Below are 20,100 nucleotides of genomic sequence, written 5' to 3'. Positions count from 1 at the left end.
TTTAGGGTTGCTCCTGCGCTGATTGTCTCACCGTTTCAACATCTAGCTCTAAAATCTCTGGTACTTGCTCCATACTTAATCCTTTTTGTAGTAGCCGGAGCATCATTTCTAACTTAGCTTGTAGCTGACCTTGCTCAAAACCCTCCTGGCGACCCTCTTCTAAGGTTCTTGATAAACTCTGGTTATTTATTAGATGGTTTAGGCGACTTTCCAGTTAACACCCATGATAATTGTCCTTTGTTGGGAGAGATTTTCTTACCCGTCTTCAAGTCGCGCACCTGGAAATGTAGATGCGGGCCAGTGCTGCGCCCTGAGTTACCAGTACCGCCGATAATTGACCCAGCATCGATTTTAATCTTAGGTCCATTGGTAATAGATTTGCACCAAGATAGGTGGAGAGCATCAAACTTCAAAGACGGGAAAGATGGAGAGGTCATCGTCGCCACCAGCCCCCCACCATTAGCATCTATCCAACACCACAAACCTGTTTTTGTTCCAGGTCTACCAATGGCATAAATCGGTGTATTCATGGGAGTTCCCAAGTCCACTCCGCCATGAAAATGTACTTTTCCAGTGACCGGGTGAACCCGTCTGCCATAAGAAGATGTTACTCCATAACCTGCAAGATAATCGCCTCTTTTGGGTGTCTTTTCCAGGTTTGGTGTCCACTGATCAATGCTGGAAAAAGTTGTATAATCTGTAACTTTTTGGGCGTTCGATTGTTGGGCGGGCGAGATAGGAACTTGTTCTACGAAAGGGTCAAATAGAAGTACAGACGAGTTATTTGCTGCGTTTTGCTCTTTGACGTTTAAATCTATCTGGTTTTCATCGGTAGCGATCGCATCTTCACTAGATACTATCGTCGATGCAATGGGAACCGCTTCCACAGCAGGTTCAAAGCTTAACGCTACAGAATTTGGATCGCTAGGCTGTTGTAAAGAAGGCGGGTTTACTGAAGATATCTTTTGGCGGCTGATATTATCGGAAGAACTCGCCGCTACACCACTTTTTTGTCTTTCTTCACTTTTGCCTTTTACAGCCTCCCTTTTTAAAGGAGGTTGGGGCGATCGTATTGTAGCCTTCTGAATGTTCTGCCTTAAAGCTTTGCTAACTATTTTGACTCGCCGTTCTTGATCCAGAGCAATGCAATTCCATCGCCAAGATTCTGAGTAGGGAGGATACCCGATAAGTCGGTTTCGATAGTAAGGTTCTCTAGTGCAGATACCAAATAGTCCACTAGCATCAAGAACTCCATTTTTCCTACGGAACGCTTCGACTCGTGCGTATGTATAGGCACGCCTTCCCGTCAGTCCTTTATTCAAAGCTTTCTGGTATGCTAAAGCAAACTTGGGGCCAGCAGAGTTAGATTGGTTCCACAAATCAGTTCCATTTACCAAAGCTTCAGTGTGGGCTGATGCGTCAATTGAGAGTGCTTTGAGTTTTCGTTCTGTGGATGCTCCTTGACGTTGCAGTGCCTTGAGACAACGCCGATTTGCCTCTTGCAAAGTTAGATTTTTGGCGCGATTCCAGCTGCAAAATCCCCTATTTACAACATGGTTGCCCGGATCTGTGTGACCAAAATACAAGGATGTGGTTTCGCCAGTCAGAGTGAAGTTGCCCTCTGCGGCTCCTATAGCGATGCTACCAGGAGATTTTTTAGTAGCAAATAGCTTTGATGCAGTTTTGGAAGCGATCGCATTTAAGTTCTCTGCATCATCACTTGTCGTATCAGTCTTAGCTGTAGGTTCAGTAGCCTCAACCCCAAAATCTAGGGTGACAGGCGTTGGGTTAAAAGCAACACTTTCTGACATCTCCTCAGATAGCACCTTTAAACCTACAGCAGCTTGACTTCCCAGCAGCAACATTAAGAAACTGCCGATCAATTTAGCAAAATGAAATTTCATAGCCCTGTGTAATTAATTAGCGAAATTAGTCAATATGCAACTTGAACAAAGCCCCCAATTTATGGGCAGTTGGGGAATCAAACGTTACTGACATTGACTTACCGCAACAACATTTGCTCGATAATCTTCTTAGAAGGCTCAACCAAAGCCCAGCGACCATCCGGTTGCCGTGTTAGCACCGCAATCTGCAACTCTTTACCACTACCGATAGTGTCACCTGCACTGAGGAAACCAAAATTAAGCGATCGCAACCCACACAAGCGAAACAAATAAACTGGAATTTCCTCACTGGAAAAAATCACGCAACTTGAGTTGTGGGGTTGCACCCGACCATCAAACGGCGCATACACCGCATCCCCCTTCAAAGCAATGGATAAATCACCCAAACCGCTAACCACCGCATGCCCCCCCACAACTTGACCCGGTTGCAGTTCCCAGTTTTGGTAAAGCTTGATCTCCCTAGGCGCTTCCGTAGGAGGTTTTTTTGTGCAACCAACAATCAAAAGTAATATTGATGCGTAGCGAAGCGACTGCATTAGCAGTATCGCTACCCAACACCTCTGGGTTAAAGCTTTATCTCCCCTGGCCCCCCTTAAAAAGGCGAGAGAAAAGCCCCCCTTAAAAAGGGGGGTTGGGGGGATCTCCTGAGACGGGGTTGGGGGGATCTCCTGAGATTGAACATTACTAGCCCAGAAGTATTGAATCGCCACCCTAAAAACGTTTAAATCCATAGCCTACGTAAGTTTGTCCCTCATAGAGAACAAGTAGCGATGTCTGCGGGTCAAACGACAACGGATAAAGCTCCCGTTCAGTCGTCGCCCCCACACGAATACTCAAACCCGGCAACCTGCAATAAGGCTGCTTGACAATCTCCTGCACCTTGCTGCGTTGACTGCGTTCAGGCACAGTCATCAATTGCGCCAACTGCTCCCGCGATAGCACCGCCTTCGGCTCTACAATCTCAGAACATAAGAGGCTGCGCTCTTTGGTGTTAGGTTTTGGCACAGAAGACGGTAAATTGAACGGCAAACCGAAAGCAGCTAACAGATAGCCACCGGCCAGCAGACTACCACCGACCACCACATATATTGGTTTGAATGATGGCGCTTGAAGCGGCTGGCGACCCGACGCGCCTTGAAGTGGCATATTAGGGAAGGTTTTCATTCCAAAAACGCGAAAATCACGCCCAAAACACAGCAAACTAAGCTTTTAAAGACCAACCATTTATCCTCGTTCCCAAGCTGGCTCTGGGAATGAAAGCTGGGAGAAGCCTCCCATTCTTCCCAATGCTGCAAAATATAAAACTTACGCACCATTTCCAGTTTCCGGAACCCAACCCCTTCCAATCCCCTTAAACGTAGAGGTTGGCTTTCTCAACGGCACCCCTTCAATCTCGTTAGACTGTTTAATAGTTCCCTCTTGCAGAGTGTTGCTTTCGGCATTCCGAACCCAACCATACCTACAAGACGCTTTCATGGTGCAGAACAAAAAATCCATCGTTTCCTCTGTGAAACCATCGTGGAGTTGATAACTCTATTCATAAACAAAATCCGGGAAAATTACCTTAGTTCATTACTTCATTTTGGCGACGCATTAAAGCAATCATTGAAGCAATCAGAGGTATTAATAAAGCATAATTTTCAAAATTTGAAGCATTACCTGAAGCATTAGTATAAAAAATTTTAATTTAAGCCATTTACAATAGTTTAAGTGAAATATCCGCTCAAAGCTTATGCCCACCCCGAAAGCCATAAAACCCTTAACCACTGAAGAAGAAGAATATTGGAAAATTTTGGAAAATGAATTAATAGATGGCAAAGGAAGTGCCTATCTAAGTCAAAATGACTTTGCCCAACTTTGCCAAAAAAATGCCCTTAATTGTTCCACTGCCACAGCTCGAAGAAAACTCCTGAGACTTCAGGAAGTCGGGCGCATTTCTATGGAGCGTCAAGGTAAAGGTAACAATCCCTATAAAATTACTTGGTTAGAATACAGTCATTACAAAAAAGTTGATGAAACAAAGCAAATTGCTCCTCTGACAGGAATTGTCCCTCTTGATTCCCCACTATATTTGAAACGAGAAGCAGATGAAATTTGTATCCAAAATTTGAAACTCGGCGCAAGTAGAGAAGGCTCTAGACCCTTTATCAGAATTAGAGCGCCTAAGCAGATGGGGAAATCTTCCCTACTACGGCGAATCCAATACTTTTTAGAAAAGCAACAAAATCATATAGTTGGCTTTGTAGATTTAGGAGGAGACGAATATTTTTATACAGATGTATTCAACGACCTAGATACACTCTTGTATCAGTTCACAAGTGCGCTCATCAAAACCTTTAGCGATGCACTGCAAAGACGCGGACTCAACGATTTAAAAAATTTGCCCGATTTAAAAGAGCATTGGAACGCAAATTTAACCCCACAACTAAACTGTGCTAACTATTTGCACGACCATATTTTTTTACCCATAAAACAGCCGAAAACTTTACTAATAGATGGCATAGATGAAGTTTTAGGCAAACCTACTCAAGACCCATTCCTAAAATTTTTGCGCTCTTGGAATGAAAAAAGGATGAAAGTCGTAAGTCAAGCCCCAATTATTTGGCCTAGTATTGTGATTGCCTACTCCACAGAACCATACTCTATCCTGGGAATCAGAGGCTCAGTTCTTCAAAATGTAGGCACAGTAGTAGAGTTAAAAGAATTTAGCCAAGAGCAAATAGTAGACCTTTCTACAAAATACAACTTATCCACTCCTTTAACAAAACCGGAAGTTGAGTTCCTGATGAAGCTGACGGGAGGACATCCGGCTTTAATCAATCAAGCACTTTATCAAATTAGTCAAGGAATGACTTTTGCACAACTAGAAAACAAAGCAACTCAAACAGATGGCCCTTTTTGGGATTACTTATCTAGAGCATCAGAACTTTTGGAAAATAATAAAAACCTTTTCCATTGCTTTCAAAAGATTCTCAAGGGCGATAACTGTAATGACGACCTCGCTAAATATCAACTAACCAAAGCAGGATTGCTTAAAATTGATGAGGATGCTGTAAAGGTTATTGAACTATATCAAAAATACTTTAATAATGGACATATTTGAAACTTTACCAACAATCTTTAGGTGGCTAATGGGCATTAATGGAATAGACAGCTTTTATCGGATTGAGGCAGGTGGTATCCCGCTAACAGAACAGACTTATGTGGAGAGAGATGCAGATGAGAAACTGCGTCAATTTACCCAACTAAATCGCGTAAACAGCCGAATGTGTTTTATCCTAGCTCCCCGCCAAACCGGGAAGACTAGCTTGATGGTAAAGACAATTGGACAGTTGCCTGATGAGGAATTTATCTGTATCCAACTTGACTTTCAAGAGTTCAGTAGTAGTGCAGAATCTGACGAAACCCTTTATTACAGCCTTCTTAATCAAATCTGCCGCCAAATATCTGATATAGACGCAGATAACTATTGGGTTAAATTACTCAATGCTACTTGGAATGAAACCCCAGACCTCGATCCAAAACTAAGATTTAAAAATTTTCTAATTGAACATATCCTCAAAAAGAAAGATGACAAAAAGCTAATTATTTTTATTGACGAAATTCAAAACATAATTGGTTACAAACAGCAGAACAGTTTTATCGGGTTTATTAAGTCTCTTTCCCAAAGCGATCGCCCAGTTGCTCTCCGGAGACTGGCGTTTGTTCTGCTTGGCGTTGCCAGACCTACAGACCTGGTAACTGATTATAAGGTTGCTTTGAATTTGGGAGAGCGCATTGAACTAGGAGGACTGCAAGAAAGCAATTGTAACCCGCTTTGGCAAGGACTCGAAGACGTTACCGACGACCCGCAAACAGTCCTCTCCTACATCTTAGATTGGACGGGAGGGCAACCATTTCTTACTCAGGCTCTTTGTCACTTAGTTGCCGTGGGACGTAAAATACAAGACAGCACTGATATAGAAGAGTACATTGAAAAGCTAGTAATAAGTAATGTTATCAAAGATTGGAGGCGGCAAGATAGACTCTATAGATTATCCCACCTAGAAGAAATTGAAAATTGGTTTATCCGAGTTGATTCTAGCCAGAAGTTAGAAAAGCTGGCAGCTTTGAGTCTTTATAGAAAAATTCTAAACAAAGACAAAATTAGGTTTGAACAGAACGATCCTAAGCATTGGGATTTGCTAATATCAGGATTAGTGGCTAGAAATAATGATGATTTTCTGAAAGTTAGTAACCGGATTTACGAGCAAGTATTTACTTTAAATTGGGTTAACGAAAAAGAAGAAGCTTTACAGGAGGGCATGATGGCAGAGCCACTAAGTCGAATTTATAACAGAGATGTATTCATGTTAATTGACCAGAGTGCATCGACTCTAAAAAAAGATGGAGGTGAAAAGACACGTTGGAAGCTTTTGGAAGAGTTAATCACAGGTCATGTGGCGACGATTTTAGAAAGAGATGATGGCAGCGACGCACAGGTTAAAATCTGCGAACAAGTTTATGCAACTACGTTTAATTTGAATAAATATAGAGGCAATTTCTATATGATTTCAGATGCAGATAATGTAGAAGATATATTCTTAGAAAATCGCCCGGATGCCAATAGTTTTGTAGTGCCTACTCTGCGTCACTGCTTTGATATGTGGCTCAATGGACGGGAGAAAGTTACCCTTAAAGACATTAAAGACGGGAATGAAAAAGGAGCTTTCTTTATCATCTACACCGATGGACAATTTGACGACCCTCTTGCTTTTGAGCAGTTTATAACCGAAAGCACTCTGAAAGTTGAGGATCACCGGATTATAAAAATCCTAATTATTGGGTTAGGTAAAGGCGTTAATGTCAAATATTTTGATAATCTTGATACCCGGAGATACAAAGATGCTAAAGGCGATGATTGTAATATTGTTGTTTTCGATTTAGCTGAAGATTTAGATGAAGGCATCATTGAATTGATGCAGCGGCAACTTAGAGATTCTTCCAAAATGAGAAAGGGCTTTAGTCTGTAAGTCTGTCGGGTGCTGTAGCTTTTTTTAACAAGATAAAATTGGACTGACTAAACGCGCGATCGCTAGTATTGCCGCATTAGCATTGCTGGCAGTACAAGCATTCAAAAACAAGAAACAAATTAGTAGTTTCCAACCTTTACACCAATGCGAGGAATTCATTTTATTAGAGGCAGTTTTGTCGAATAGGAACGATAATGATAAACTCTGTTCCTCTCCCTGGTGTAGACAGACACTCTATTTGACCACCGTGCTTGTCCACCACAATTTGATAACTGATAGACAACCCTAGCCCTGTACCTTTCCCTACAGGTTTAGTCGTAAAGAAGGGGTCAAATATTCGCTGCTGTACTTCCGGAGGAATCCCTAACCCATTGTCGGCAATACGGATCGCTATTTGATCGCCTTCTAAAACTTCGGTACAAATCCGAATCTCCCGATTTTTAATTTCGGCTTGGTTTTTGGGGAGATTAATTATTCCTAAAACATCGCCTGATTTTGAAGCAATTTTGGGGGAGATTGACGAGGGATTTGAGGGATGACTGGTTATTCCTCCAACCTCCGGTTTTTCCCAAAACATCCCCTGATTTTGGATTGCAAATTCCCCATTGCTCATTTCCCAGCCCTCACCCACCATTTCCAAAGCATCAATCGCATTAGTAAGCAGATTCATAAACACCTGATTTAATTGTCCGGCGTAGCAATACACAGGGGGCAAATCACCATACTCTTTGATAATTTGAATCTCAGGCTGTCCGGGTCTTTCTTTCAGGCGACTTTGCAAAATAACCAAACTACTATCAATCCCAGAATGAATATCAACTGCCTTCATTTCGGCTTGATCTAGCCTGGAGAAATTTCGCAAAGATAGCACAATCTGATTAATGCGCTCAGCTCCCATCTCCATTGAGTTGATAATTTTTGGCAAATCTTCTTTCAAATATTCCAGCTCAATTTCCTCCACCTGGGAAACAATTTCTGGCACAGGATTGGGATAATGTTGCTGATAGAGTTCCAAGAGTTTAAGTAAGTCTTGAGCATAGCTATTTGCATGGCTGAGATTACCGTAAATGAAGTTTACAGGATTGTTAATTTCGTGAGCTACTCCTGCTACCAGTTGCCCAAGAGCAGACATTTTTTCTGCTTGAATTAGTTGAGATTGAGTACGTTGTAATTCCCGTAAAGTAAGTTCTAACTGTTGCGCTTTCTCCCGCTCTCTCTCTTCAGATTGTTGCAGTGCCTCCAAATTAGCCAGTTGAAGATGAATGTTAATTCGCGCTAAAAGTTCATTTTTTGAGATAGGTTTAGTTAAATAATCATTAGCCCCTGAGTTGAATCCTTCCACTAAATCTGATACTTGATTTTTTGCGGTCAACATTAATATAGGCAGTTCTGATGGTGAAAACTGTTCGCGGATTTTTTGACAAACTTCATACCCTGTCATTCGCGGCATCATTACATCTAGTAATATCATGTCGGGTCTTAAGCCGTTCTCAATCATTGATAAGGCTTCTATGCCATTTGAGGCTTGGGTAAGTATGTAGTTTTGCTCGGAAAGGTAGTTAACTAAAACTTGTATATTTATAGGCTCATCATCTACTATTAATATTTTAAAATCTCCTTCATTCGTCTTGATCTCTGTTAAACTTTGCTGGGTGGTATTGCCTTGAATATTAAGTTTCGACTTAGAGATTTCCGGTAACTCTTTAAATTTTGTGAGTGAGGGAGTTTTCTGTAAGGATGTTGTTGGTATCTCTACATTTTGCGAAAGTGGCAGAGTAAAGCTAAACCGGGAGCCTTTACCAACGGTGGACTCAACGCAAATTTTACTGCCATGCAATTCTACCAGTTGTTTAGTGATGGCAAGACCAAGACCAGTTCCTCCGTAAACTCTGGCGGTTGTGCCATCAGCTTGTTCAAAAGATTCAAAAATTCTGTCTAATGAATCTGCGGGGATACCAATGCCAGTATCAGACACTGAAATCTCTAAGCAAGGGGTAAGAGATTTTTGAGTTGAAGAGTTTAGATTTAACTCTTCACTTTCTATGCTAGATTCTATTAACTTAGCCGACACTTCGACTACACCAGTATCTGTAAATTTAATCGCATTTCCAACCAAATTGGAGAGTATCTGTTGCAAGCGATCTTCATCAGCATCAACGGGGGGAGTTAAGGAATCGATTGAGTTTCGCAGTTGCAAAGGTTTTGTACCGATGAGAGGCTGGCTGAGGGTAAGCACGACGTTAGCGATCGCGTCCATTGCTACTGGCTTGATTTGCAGCGCTAAATTCCGGTGTTTCAGTTTGGCAAAATCGAGGATGTCGTTGACTAAGTTAGACAATCTTCTACCACTTGATACCACCATTGCTAGGTTAGAAATGGTTTTTTCAGGTAGTTTTCCAGTTGCACCATCAATTAGAGATTCGGCAATACCAATAATGCCATTAAGTGGGGTGCGGAGTTCATGAGAAGTGTTAGCTAAAAATTCGTCTTTAAGTTCTTCCATCCGCTTGCGATCGTTAATGTCAAAGAACGCACTGAGCATCGCTCGTTCGCCATTAAATGTAATTGGTTGAATAGATAGATTAATCCAAAACAGCGTTCCGTCTAGCTTCTTTGCCAGTAATTCGTAGTTGTGAACGTAGCCATTCTGAGCAAGTATTTTTACAATTTTTTGCCGCTCGGTGGGGTAGTATTGAAAGTCGGGAGCCTTGCGACCAATTAACTCTTTAGTTGATACACCCAAACTGGAACTACAAACATCGTTTGCGTAAAGAACTAAACCATCGGTTATGCGGGTGATGATTAACGGGATTGGAGTTGTTTCGGCAATAATCCGGAACCTTTCTTCGCTATCGCTTAACTGCGCTTCTGCTTGCTTGCGTTCACTGATTTCTTGCTTGAGATCCGCATTTAAGGCAGTCATCTCATCATATAATTTGGCATTTTCCAGAGAAATCGCAATTTGAGAAGATAAAATTTCTAAAACTTCCAGCCGTTTTGGAGTGAAGGCATTTGTCGTTAAATTGTTTTCTAGATAAAGCAGACCGAGCAGTTGCGTTTGTTTAATAATCGGTGTACATAATATAGATTTAGGTTGATGTTGTAATACATAAATATCTGACTTAAATAAACCTTCGTTAACGGCATCGTTTAAAACCAAATTTTCTTTTGTTCTCTTGACATAATTAGCAATCGCTATTGAAACTTTTTGGCTAGATTCTATGGGAGTATATTGCAGAACACTTATCTCATTTTGATCAACTGCCCCTTCAGCAGCAATAACTAAATTGCCAGATTCTTCTAAAATGAGAAAGCCTTTCTGCGCTCCTGCATTTTCTATGACAATTTTCATTAATTTTTCTAGCAGCTTGCTCAGAACAATTTCACCAGCCAAGGCTTGAGAAGCTTTAACAATCGTTGTCAAATCTAACGCTCCCGCTTCCCCGCTAGTAGAGGCTACACTGCCAGCTTTAGCTTCTTTAGTGTTTGTTATGGAAGTGGCAGAATAGAACTGGGAATATTTTTCTTCTAAAGCTTTTGCTTTAGCGATCGCGCCCCATTTTAGATAGCTATAACGTGCTTCTGTAAAGTAGGCTTTGGCAATCAAATCAAATCCTTTCGCCAAATAGAACTTCGCCGCTAATTCATTAGCAACAGCTTCATTTTGAATGTAATCATTTTCTTGTGCTGATTTGATTGCCCTTTCATATAAATTCATAGCCTCTTGAGGTTTGTCAGTAATTCGAGCCAACTCAGCTGACATCAGTAAGTATTTATGAAAAAAGTTTTGCGGACACGACTCAGCCCACTTTCTCATCGTTTCTGTATTAGCCAACATATTTTCCATTGCTGGCTCTTTCTCCATATCTGACAAACCCGGATACAGATTTGCTTGAATTAAAGTGTAGTAAAAATAATGTTCCGGCACTAAAATTGATGCAAACACAGCCGACACCAATTTTTCAGCTTCTCTTGCCATTACCACGGCATCGGCATAATTTTCATATAGATAGAGTCTCTGAGACTCAAAAATACAATAAGTAATCTGAATTCCGGCAAGCTTTTTTATTTCGTTTATATGCTTCTCTCGTTCAAAACTCTCATCCTTTATCGTCTCACCCTGTAATATACAGATAATTTCTTGCGTCAACTTTAAAAAATCATAAAAAGCTCCAGACTTCTGCCTTAAGAATTCATTATATTTTTGATATTCTTGATATAAACTATCTAAAGCCTCTCCTTTCATGAAAAGCTTTACTACCAAGTAAAAAACCAGGTAAGTAGCCCATTGAAAATCACCTACTTCAATTGCAGTCTCAAACCCATGCTTCAGATATTTATAATCAGTTTTTAAATGATTTTTCCAATGATTAATATAGTTACTAAATACTGAATAAAGCCGTGGCTTCAAAGCTAAGTTATTAAACTTATCGTTAAGCTTTAAAGCTAGAGAGCCAAATTCATAAGCAGTTTCAAATTCATCAATCCCTGCCAGCGCTAATCCATAAGACATATAGGCAAAAGATGTTACATTTGAATTGCCATAGGTTAAAGATATATTTACGGTTTTTAAGATTACTACATACGCTAAATCTTTATTTACAAAGCGAGCAGGCATAATCGTGTTTGTGAGCAATTTTGTTAAAATGATTTGCTCTGGATCAGTCATCTCAGGGGCGTTAATTAATTCTGTAACTTTCTTGTTTTTAATATTTAGTTTTAAAATTTCGTTTTCCCGATCTATTAGACTTTTTAATTTTGTTTCATTATCGGGAATGTCAATGCCAAACAGCCTCAAACCTTCCTTGCTAATTTTAACAGCTTCTTGCGGCTTGACCAGCGCAGTTTTAATAATAACTTTACTAATATATACGTTAGCTTTTTCTATTTTTGAAGTTGCTTTATTTAGAATTATTTCAAAAAACTTTTCAGATTCTTCAATATTTCCATTCAGATATTCACAGTCGGCACGCTCCATGTGAAGAGATAGAGTCAGATCATATTGGGTTTCCCAGCTATGTTCTACTAGCAGCTCCATACCAGCAGTAATGTATTTCAAAGCTGGTTCAAATGCACTAGATAATTTTGCTTTACTGCCAGCGTTGAGATTTAATTTTGCTAAGAAATATTTTTCTTCTTGAGAAGCAATTAAGTTCTTACCTAGATTTAATTGATTAACAATATCAAAAATTTTGTCTTCTAACTCTGAAGCACTAGCATTTATAATAATCAACTGTCCAACTTTGAGATGAACCTGTTGTTTATCTGCTTCTGGTATTAAAGAATAAACGGCTTGCTGTACGCGATCGTGTAAAAATCTGTAGGAAACTACTATCTCCTGATTAGTATTATTACCATCAGCATCATCTACATAAGATTGAATATATTTATAGGCATCACCTATTGGTAAAATTAGTCCTTCTTTTACCGCTTCTTGGAGAGTATCGGAGGTTTCTATCTGTGGCTTTTCATTGACAATAGAAAGTATTTTTAAATTAAACTCATTACCGATACAAGCTGCCAGCTTCATCACATTTTGTGTAGTCTGGCCAAGTTTTTGAATTTTCTTAACCATTAATTCGACCACATTATCTGTGATCTCCATTGTCTGAATCTGCTCTAGATTCCACTGCCAGTAACTACTATCTAAGTTAAAAGTTACTAAATTTTCTTCATAAAGCGACTTTAAAAACTGGGTTAAAAAAAAGGGATTGCCGTGGGTTTTATGAAATATTAATTCTGCTAAAAAGGTTGTTTTTTCTATTGAGCAATGAAGAGTATCAGCAACTAATTGATTGACATATTTTATACTTAAAGGTTGAAGGGCAATATTATTTATAACAGTTCTATAAGCCTCAATTTCATTCAAAGCCAGCATCAAAGGATGAGTTGCATTGACTTCATTATCTCGATAAGCACCAATCATTAATAAATATTGGCTATTCGGAGTAGTCATCAGTAGCTGAAGCAACTTTAAAGAAGGAGAATCAGCCCATTGTAGATCATCCAGAAATAGAACTAGCGGATGTTCTTTAGTAGTAAAGACACTAATAAATTTTTGAAAAACTAAGTTAAAGCGATTTCGTGATTCTGCGGGTTCTAGTTCAGGAACAGGAGGCTGTTTGCCAATAATAAGTTCTACCTCAGGAATGACTTCAATGATTACCTGACCGTTGGAGCTGAGAGATTTTAAAAGTTTCCTTCTCCAGACAAATATCTGTTCCTCAGTTTCTGTTAACAACTGCCTCATTAATTTCTGAAAAGCTTGAATTAAAGAATCATAAGGAACGTTTCGCTTAAACTGGTCAAACTTACCACTAATAAAGTAACCTCTTTGCCGCACAATTGGCTTATGAATTTCATTTACCAATGCGGATTTACCAATACCAGAAAAGCCGGAAACTAGCACGATTTCAGTTGTGCCTAGACTAACTCTTTCAAAAGCATTCATTAGTACCGCAATTTCAGCTTCCCGACCGTAGAGTTTTTGGGAAACTTGAAATTTATCGGAAATATCATATTTACTTAGTAAAAAGTTTTCAATTCTTCCAGTATTATTTAGCTGATTTAGACAACATTCCAGGTCAGCTTTTATTCCAAAAGCGCTTTGATAGCGGTCTTCAGCAGTTTTAGATAATAGCTTCATTACCAGCGCTGATAGTGCTTGCGGAATGTCTTTATTCAGAGCATGGGGTATTTCTGGTTGTTTAGCAATGTGGCAGTGGATCAATTCCATCGGGTCGCTAGATTGGAAAGGTAACTGACCCGTCAGCATTTCATAAAAGGTGACACCTAAAGAATAGAAGTCTGTGCGGTAATCAATTGAGCGATTCATTCTCCCAGTTTGCTCTGGTGACATATAGGCAAGAGTGCCTTCGAGCAAATTGGGATTACTAATTGTTTGGTTCTCGACAGACAATAGGGATGAAATGCTAAAGTCAGTAATTTTTACTAGACCAGTTTCAGGGTTAATGATAATATTTTGAGGTTTAATATCTTTGTGTATAATTTTATATTTATGGATTTGACCAATTGTTTCTGAAAGTTGAATAGCTATTTGCAGGAAATCCAGTAGTTCTATCCTTTGAGATGTAATATTATCTTTTAGGCTTTCTCCGCCAAAATCTTCAAATATTAAAACCAAAAAGTTTTTGTGCTTTTGTAATTTTATTGGTTTAACTATTCCTGGTAAATTCAGATTTTTTGTAATTTCATATTGATGTGTGAATTTGGCAACATCCGTTAAATCGGGATACTCTTTCCGAAGAAATTTAGCGATAATCGGTTGCCGATCGCGATCGCTATATCCCCGGTATACAACTGTTTTTGAACTTTCGTGAATTTTTATTAAATTTTTGTAGCCAGGAATGGTAAGCATAATCTTAAATTTATAGAAACTTAAATTAATCAATATTTAGGATAGATGCAACCCCGTAGCTTTATCAAAGCACTCAACATAACCAATCCTTACGAGTAAGAGGCAAATTCCATTCTTTATCAGCCTGCCGTCGCAGTAACATTTGATAGACTGCCAGATAGTTCTGTTCAAAGGATTGGGCAAAACCAGTCAGATAAAGCCGCCATAATCGCGCTTTCGGTTCTCCGATTAAAGCGATCGCTTGCTCCATCGCTACCTCTAGGTTAGCAGCCCAACATCTGAAAGTTTTGCCGTAGTGCGATCGCCAAGTTTCAACATCGACAATTTCCCATCCCCTTTCCTCTGCGGCAGCTAAATTGGTAGACAGATTGGACAATTTTCCATCCGGAAAAATGTAACGCTCAATAAAACGATCGTTAAGACTAGAACCATCCGATTGTTCCATCGCAGTCATGCCGTGGTTAAGGAACAAACCTCCAGGCTTCAAAGCAGATAAAGTATTCTGAAAATATATTGGATAGTTATTAACTCCTACGTGTTCAACCATACCAATAGAAACAATTTTGTCGAAAGTTGGCTGCTTGGGTAAGTCTCGATAGTCTAAAAGCTCAACTTGCATCTGTTCGCCCAAACCTTCTTTTTCAATTATTCTCTGATTAAAATCCAGTTGTTCTTTGCTCAGAGTAATGCCATAACCTTTCACTCCGTAATGGCTTATAGCCCAGCGTAGCAAAGCACCCCAGCCACAGCCAATGTCTAGTAAATACTCTCCTGATTTCAGCCGCAGCTTACGACAAATTCTATCAAGTTTAGCTTCCTGAGCTTCTTTGAGGCTCATCTGTTCACTTTCAAAATAAGCACATGAGTAAATAAGCAAAGGATCGAGCCAAAGGCGGTAAAAATCATTGCCGACATCATAGTGATGTTGAATAACTGCTTGGTCACGTTCTTTAGTGCCAAATTTAAGTTTTTGCCAAGGTGAATTTTCTTGAAGCGATACAGGTAACTGGGGTAAAGTCAGGGCTTCAGTCCAAGACTTGATTAATTTGCTGCGTTTGATGTGGGAGTAGGAAATATTCTCTAATCGTAGTAGGTCGTTGATGTCACCTGAAAAGTCCACGAAGCCCTGAAGATAGGCTTCACCTAACACCAAAATATCTTGAGTGAGAATGAGAATCCTGATTACTCCGGGATGATGAATCTGCAATGTGAATTTAGAAAGATGGTTATTAGTGCTTGTGGATGATAGTTGCTCTGTACCCCAGCAATCAATGCACAATTGCAGAGGTAGTGTAGACAACACTTCAAGCAAGATTTCGCGGATACTGGAAGGAAGAGTAGGGTAAGGCATTGATATTGAGTAATTCGTAATTATATTGCAGCTATTGAGCGATTATAGCCATGATTTAGGAATGGTATTACTTACAATGCACACTTGTATATAATTTATCGGGCGCGGATACCCTGTGTCTTCCAGATCCAGGTTACGAGAGCAAGGTGTTAGTGGTTGAGTGAGCTTGTCAAAGCGATCGCATAACGTGGTGTCCGCTGTTCAGCTTGCTTTAACCGTTTTCATAACCCCAACTTGTTAGAGATTCTGGCGCGGGTGATACAAATCCAAAATTTCCCGCCTGGTTTCTGCTCCCTCAAGTTCCGCATATTATCGCGATTATCGTGAAGACAAACTGGGAAATTGGGGTGACATCAGGCTGGATACCCTGGGCACCCCAATTGACAATTGTAGGTTTTGGATTTTTAACTTCTTCGGGAACCGTATTGGGTTAGGTTTGCCTTATCCCAGAAGTATTGACGCTAGAACGCTTTAGCCTACCGGAAGGGATGTTTAGAGCCTCAAACGCTGAAAGTCAATCCCAGCAAGCATTTAACAAATTCGCTGGCAAATATTTTCCCAAAATTCCTCTAAAGCCAACAGATTTTTTCCTTATTTCAACCATGAGGATCGATCCGTAGGCACTCCCCAGCCCCTAGTCCCCCATTGCCTGCCATTTCGATAAAGTTTTTGTAAATGGAAAATTACCTCTATCTTAAGTATTATTCGTAAAAGTTATTAGATGTGATCTGGTTTACAGCCGATTAGGATAGATATTTACACTAATGGCACGGAAGTTCTGAATATGTTTTTTCGGTAAAGATACCGGGGAACTATGGACATATTCATCGTGGTAATGCCAAGATGCGCTGAGACAAAGAGTTACAGCGGCTTACGAGATTAAGCACCTAAGTAATCCTACTAGGTTGCTTGGTATTTTATTTACAAAATTACAATTCTCTTTCAGCTGCGCTGGAGTTGGGGGTACTGTGCGTTCCTGACATCTCCATGCGCCCTGAAAGCAGAGTGATGCAAGCCAAAACCGACTTGCAGCAGCTTTTAGTGTCAATTAGCAGGCAGTTGGAGTTTTTTTTTACGAAGACTCTTGCAGTTGCTAGTAAACCTCAACTTCAGCACAAAAGCGCGTGTTTCGATTCGTTGAAGTCCTATTCAATTGCCTTTGAGGAGATCAAATAAAGTGGCTGAATCGTTCTTTACCCTTCAAACATACACACCTAACAGCGACGTTGCCGTAGGTTTTAAACTAAACCAACTCATCTATAGCCGCGCTGGAAACGATACTCTACTTGGTTATCAACCTCTTACACCTAATCTCAATCAACCACAGATTGATTTTTTTATTGGCGATCTAGCAATAGAAGATCCCACTTTTCGTTCGTGGAGCGACACATTTATTCTTGGGGATTGGAGCCGGCCCTACTATGCCAACGGCGACCCAGATGTCCCCTTAGGTGTAAACGACTTTGGTTTAGTTATTGACTTCAACTCTGGGCAGGATTTCGTTCAGTTATTCGGCACCGCAAACGATTACCAGCTGGTAGACCTGGGGATTGGGTCGGCGCTACTCAAGCAACAGCAAACTGGACTTGATGTCGTCGGCTTTTTGCTTGGTAGTTCTAATTTGAATCTAGGAGGTAAGTATTTCCAATTCCGAGGTTCCACCCCACCACCAGGACCAGTCCTACCACAGGCTAAGCAATTGGGGACTCCGGGTTTTGATGTAACTCCTGTCACCGCCACCGATACTTCCGGCAATGTGTATGTAGCAGGAGGAACCACTGGTTCTCTAGGAGGAGCCAATAACGGAGATTCTCGCGATCCGGTAATAGTGAAGTATGACAGCAATGGCAATCAATTGCAGACTATACAGTTTGGCTCTGCCAATTTTGATACAATTTATGGTATCAAAGTTGACCCTGAAGGCAACATATACGTAGGCGGAACGACTGAAGGTAATTTGGGGGGACCCAAGCAAGCAGAAGGTGCTGATGCCTTCGTAGCTAAGTTTGACAGCAATGGAAACCAGCAGTGGATTCAGCAGTTTGGACGTGAGCTAATTAATTCCGCCTTTAGCCTCGATATTGACGAAGATAGCAATGTCTACCTATCGGGAATAACTGTTAGGTCATCTCCAGATTTTGTTACAGATGATTTCTGGGTGACTAAGTATGACACTAATGGCAGCCGCCAGTGGTTTACAGAGTTTGGAAGTCCCGCTTTTGACGAACCTTACGCCGTTGCTGTCAGCAACGATGGCAGTGTTTATGCTGGTGGATGGACTCTAGGCGATTTTGGGGGAACCAATGCCGGACTTTATGATGCTGCCTTAGCCAAGCTAGACAATGATGGTAACGTTGAGTGGACTAAACAGTTTGGGACTGCTGATTTTGACTGGATTTGGGGTGTAGACACCGACACTCAGGGCAATGTTTACGCTGGAGGATGGACTCTGGGTGACTTAGCAGCAGAGAGTGCCGGGTCTTACGATCCCTTCTTAGCTAAGTATGACAGCGACGGAAACCAGCTGTGGATTAAACAATTTGGCTCTGCTGGTGACGATCAAACTTTCCGCCTAAACATCGACAATGACGACAATATCTTCCTGACAGGATATACCAACGGCAACTTGGGAGGAACCAATGCTGGGTCTTTTGATGCCTGGGTGTCTCGGTTTGACACTGATGGTAATCAAGTGTGGATTCAACAGTATGGAACCCCCGAATTTGATCAAGGCTATGGTATTAGCACTGATAACGCCGGGAACCTCTACGCTACAGGTATTACTCAGGGTTCTTTTGGGGGTACTAATGCTGGATCTTTTGATGGTTGGGTGGCTAAGATCGACAAAACGTCGGGAAACTTGCAAAACTTTAACGGTACTCCACAGTCTGTTAATCCCTTTCCATCGCTAAACTTGTTTGCTAGTAACGTAGGTTCACCCCAAATCACTGGCCAGCAGATAGACTATCTGACAAACTTTTTTGAGGAGTTTCTTTCTTCTACAGGTATCGGGACGGATGGATCGGGGTTAGCAAATCTTATTCGTAACCCTTACGTTCTCGAACCTACCCCTGTACCTGAAGCATCTTCTGGAATTGGTTTATTGATGTTTGCTGCTGTCTCATGTGTCGATGCTATGCTGCGAGGGCGTAAAATAAGTCCGAGCAAGTCTAGAATATCGATTGAGTAATTACCAGCAAGGTTGTCGAGTAACATACTTGTCGTCTTCCCATATATCATGGTTCCGTAAAAGCGACATTAATTTGGTAATGACGACAAACAATTTGTTACTCGACAGGATGGGTAGGAGCGAGATCGCGTTCTAAACTCCCAATACCAAACAAATTATCAACCAGGCTCCCAAAAAAGTTAGTCATCACACCAGTGCTGAAATCATCCATCATAGTATTAACCACAGCTTTTATAAGCAATAAAAATACTATATCCAGCGCTCCACTAAGTACACCTCCGGTATAGGTGGCGGCAGTTTCATCGGGAATTTGCTCCCATAACGAAGATTCAGGAAGGATGTTAGTTTGTTCGTTAATTATCTGGTCTTTCATACACAACTCCCAAAGATGGAAATGAGCTTGCTAGTAACCTAATACTACTTAGGAAAACTCCGAGGGGTTTTATTTCCACTGTTGTTAATCCACTAGAGAAAATGTCAGTTCGCCTTCAGTAGCCAACTTGCCATCAACTTCAGCACGCGCTTGCATCTTACCGAAACGTCGCTGTTTAATCCACAATAATTCGACTGTCATTACCAGCTGATCGCCTGGTATCACTTGACGGCGGAACCGGACTTTATCAATACCAGCAAATACAAATAGTCCGCTTTTCGACTCTAGCATCTGGGTCAGCACCACACCGCCAACTTGGGCCATTGCTTCTACAATCAGTACCCCAGGCATAATCGGTTTACCTGGAAAATGTCCTTGAAAATGAGGTTCGTTGAAGGTGACATTTTTAATTCCCACAATTCGTTCGCCTGGAACATATTCAATAATTTTGTCTACAAGTAAAAAGGGGTAGCGGTGGGGCAATATTTTCTGAAGTTCTTCGACTGTGAGAATTGGGTTAGTTGTCAAAGCAACCGGATTAGGGGCAGAAGAATTGGTTGAATTAACGTCGAGTACAGTTGTCATGAGTAAATTTTGATTAGGGATTTGGTTGGAATGAGTTATAAATCAGTCGATAAGCTGAGCAACGGATTTAATTTTTAAAAATGTAATCAGCAAGATGCTCACAAAACTTTTTTTAGATTCTTTAATCCTAACAAGCATTAAAGAATCTAAAGTACCAAGGTGACATTGTGAACTGCGAAACTAAAGGAATTAGAAAGAGAAACTTCTACCCGTTGAGTTGGGCAAAGCTGGGGAACATAATCAAGATCACAAGCTGAATCGGGATTCTTTAGATTTATTGTGGGAGTAATTGCATCTATCAGAGTAA

At 40.7% G+C, this 20,100-nt stretch carries 11 protein-coding genes; 3 read left to right on the top strand and 8 right to left on the bottom strand.

All coding sequences use genetic code 11. The annotated features are described in order from the left end of the window. Window positions 1–182 precede the first annotated feature (182 nt). The 4 genes from NDI42_RS09775 to NDI42_RS09760 all read right to left on the bottom strand — a co-directional run bounded on the left by NDI42_RS09775 (window position 183) and on the right by NDI42_RS09760 (window position 3,401). Complete coding sequence (locus tag NDI42_RS09775; RefSeq protein ID WP_348231399.1) at window positions 183–1,904, bottom strand: M23 family metallopeptidase; 1,722 nt, start codon at window positions 1,902–1,904, stop codon at window positions 183–185. 98 nt (window positions 1,905–2,002) lie between these two features. Further along, window positions 2,003–2,440: a hypothetical protein gene (locus tag NDI42_RS09770; protein WP_190439297.1), complete on the bottom strand. Its 438-nt coding sequence runs from the start codon at window positions 2,438–2,440 to the stop codon at window positions 2,003–2,005. Window positions 2,441–2,615: 175 nt separating this feature from the next. After that, entirely contained in the window at window positions 2,616–2,987 is a 372-nt protein-coding gene (locus NDI42_RS09765; protein WP_199311138.1) for a hypothetical protein, read from the bottom strand. A 222-nt stretch (window positions 2,988–3,209) separates the two neighbouring features. Then, window positions 3,210–3,401 carry a hypothetical protein gene (locus tag NDI42_RS09760; RefSeq protein WP_190423345.1) on the bottom strand — a complete coding sequence of 64 codons (192 nt, stop codon included), beginning with the start codon at window positions 3,399–3,401 and terminating at the stop codon, window positions 3,210–3,212. A gap of 235 nt (window positions 3,402–3,636) precedes the next feature. Between NDI42_RS09760 and NDI42_RS09755 the strand changes: the two genes are divergently transcribed. Next, window positions 3,637–5,007, top strand: a complete 1,371-nt coding sequence (locus tag NDI42_RS09755) for an AAA-like domain-containing protein (RefSeq protein WP_190454879.1) — start codon at window positions 3,637–3,639, stop codon at window positions 5,005–5,007. Next, window positions 4,994–6,916: an AAA-like domain-containing protein gene (locus NDI42_RS09750; RefSeq protein WP_206755921.1), complete on the top strand. Its 1,923-nt coding sequence runs from the start codon at window positions 4,994–4,996 to the stop codon at window positions 6,914–6,916. Before NDI42_RS09755 ends, NDI42_RS09750 begins: the two co-directional genes overlap by 14 nt. 163 nt (window positions 6,917–7,079) lie before the next feature. Here NDI42_RS09750 and NDI42_RS09745 read toward each other — a convergent pair whose 3' ends face one another. Both NDI42_RS09745 and NDI42_RS09740 read right to left on the bottom strand, forming a co-directional pair. Then, on the bottom strand, window positions 7,080–14,294 hold the full coding sequence (locus NDI42_RS09745) for an ATP-binding protein (RefSeq protein ID WP_190454874.1): 7,215 nt from the start codon (window positions 14,292–14,294) through the stop codon (window positions 7,080–7,082). A gap of 73 nt (window positions 14,295–14,367) precedes the next feature. Further along, the gene (locus NDI42_RS09740; RefSeq protein ID WP_190439325.1) at window positions 14,368–15,645 is read right to left on the bottom strand and encodes a class I SAM-dependent methyltransferase; all 1,278 of its coding nucleotides are present in this window, start codon (window positions 15,643–15,645) and stop codon (window positions 14,368–14,370) included. 1,177 nt (window positions 15,646–16,822) lie between these two features. Between NDI42_RS09740 and NDI42_RS09735 the strand changes: the two genes are divergently transcribed. After that, window positions 16,823–18,835, top strand: a complete 2,013-nt coding sequence (locus NDI42_RS09735) for an SBBP repeat-containing protein (RefSeq protein WP_190454872.1) — start codon at window positions 16,823–16,825, stop codon at window positions 18,833–18,835. A gap of 97 nt (window positions 18,836–18,932) precedes the next feature. On the opposite strand, the gene NDI42_RS09730 is transcribed toward NDI42_RS09735, so the two are convergent. Both NDI42_RS09730 and fabZ read right to left on the bottom strand, forming a co-directional pair. Beyond that, a complete protein-coding gene (locus NDI42_RS09730) occupies window positions 18,933–19,208 on the bottom strand; it encodes a hypothetical protein (RefSeq protein ID WP_190454870.1) in 276 nt (91 codons plus the stop codon). A gap of 84 nt (window positions 19,209–19,292) precedes the next feature. After that, complete coding sequence (gene fabZ / locus NDI42_RS09725; protein WP_190423358.1) at window positions 19,293–19,793, bottom strand: 3-hydroxyacyl-ACP dehydratase FabZ; 501 nt, start codon at window positions 19,791–19,793, stop codon at window positions 19,293–19,295. Between the last annotated feature and the right edge of the window lie 307 nt (window positions 19,794–20,100).

Source organism: Funiculus sociatus GB2-C1 (assembly GCF_039962115.1).
In the GTDB taxonomy this organism is placed as follows: Bacteria; Cyanobacteriota; Cyanobacteriia; order Cyanobacteriales; family FACHB-T130; genus Funiculus; species Funiculus sociatus.
This window is presented reverse-complemented; position numbering and strand designations above follow the sequence as displayed.

Bases quoted from the DNA above. Each gene is read 5' to 3' on its own strand.
- NDI42_RS09740 (WP_190439325.1), bottom strand. From the start codon at position 15,645: ATGCCTTACCCTACTCTTCCTTCCAGTATCCGCGAAATCTTGCTTGAA.
- NDI42_RS09750 (WP_206755921.1), top strand. From the start codon at position 4,994: ATGGACATATTTGAAACTTTACCAACAATCTTTAGGTGGCTAATGGGC.
- NDI42_RS09775 (WP_348231399.1), bottom strand. From the start codon at position 1,904: ATGAAATTTCATTTTGCTAAATTGATCGGCAGTTTCTTAATGTTGCTG.
- NDI42_RS09730 (WP_190454870.1), bottom strand. From the start codon at position 19,208: ATGAAAGACCAGATAATTAACGAACAAACTAACATCCTTCCTGAATCT.
- NDI42_RS09755 (WP_190454879.1), top strand. From the start codon at position 3,637: ATGCCCACCCCGAAAGCCATAAAACCCTTAACCACTGAAGAAGAAGAA.
- fabZ (WP_190423358.1), bottom strand. From the start codon at position 19,793: ATGACAACTGTACTCGACGTTAATTCAACCAATTCTTCTGCCCCTAAT.
- NDI42_RS09745 (WP_190454874.1), bottom strand. From the start codon at position 14,294: ATGCTTACCATTCCTGGCTACAAAAATTTAATAAAAATTCACGAAAGT.
- NDI42_RS09770 (WP_190439297.1), bottom strand. From the start codon at position 2,440: ATGCAGTCGCTTCGCTACGCATCAATATTACTTTTGATTGTTGGTTGC.
- NDI42_RS09760 (WP_190423345.1), bottom strand. From the start codon at position 3,401: ATGGATTTTTTGTTCTGCACCATGAAAGCGTCTTGTAGGTATGGTTGG.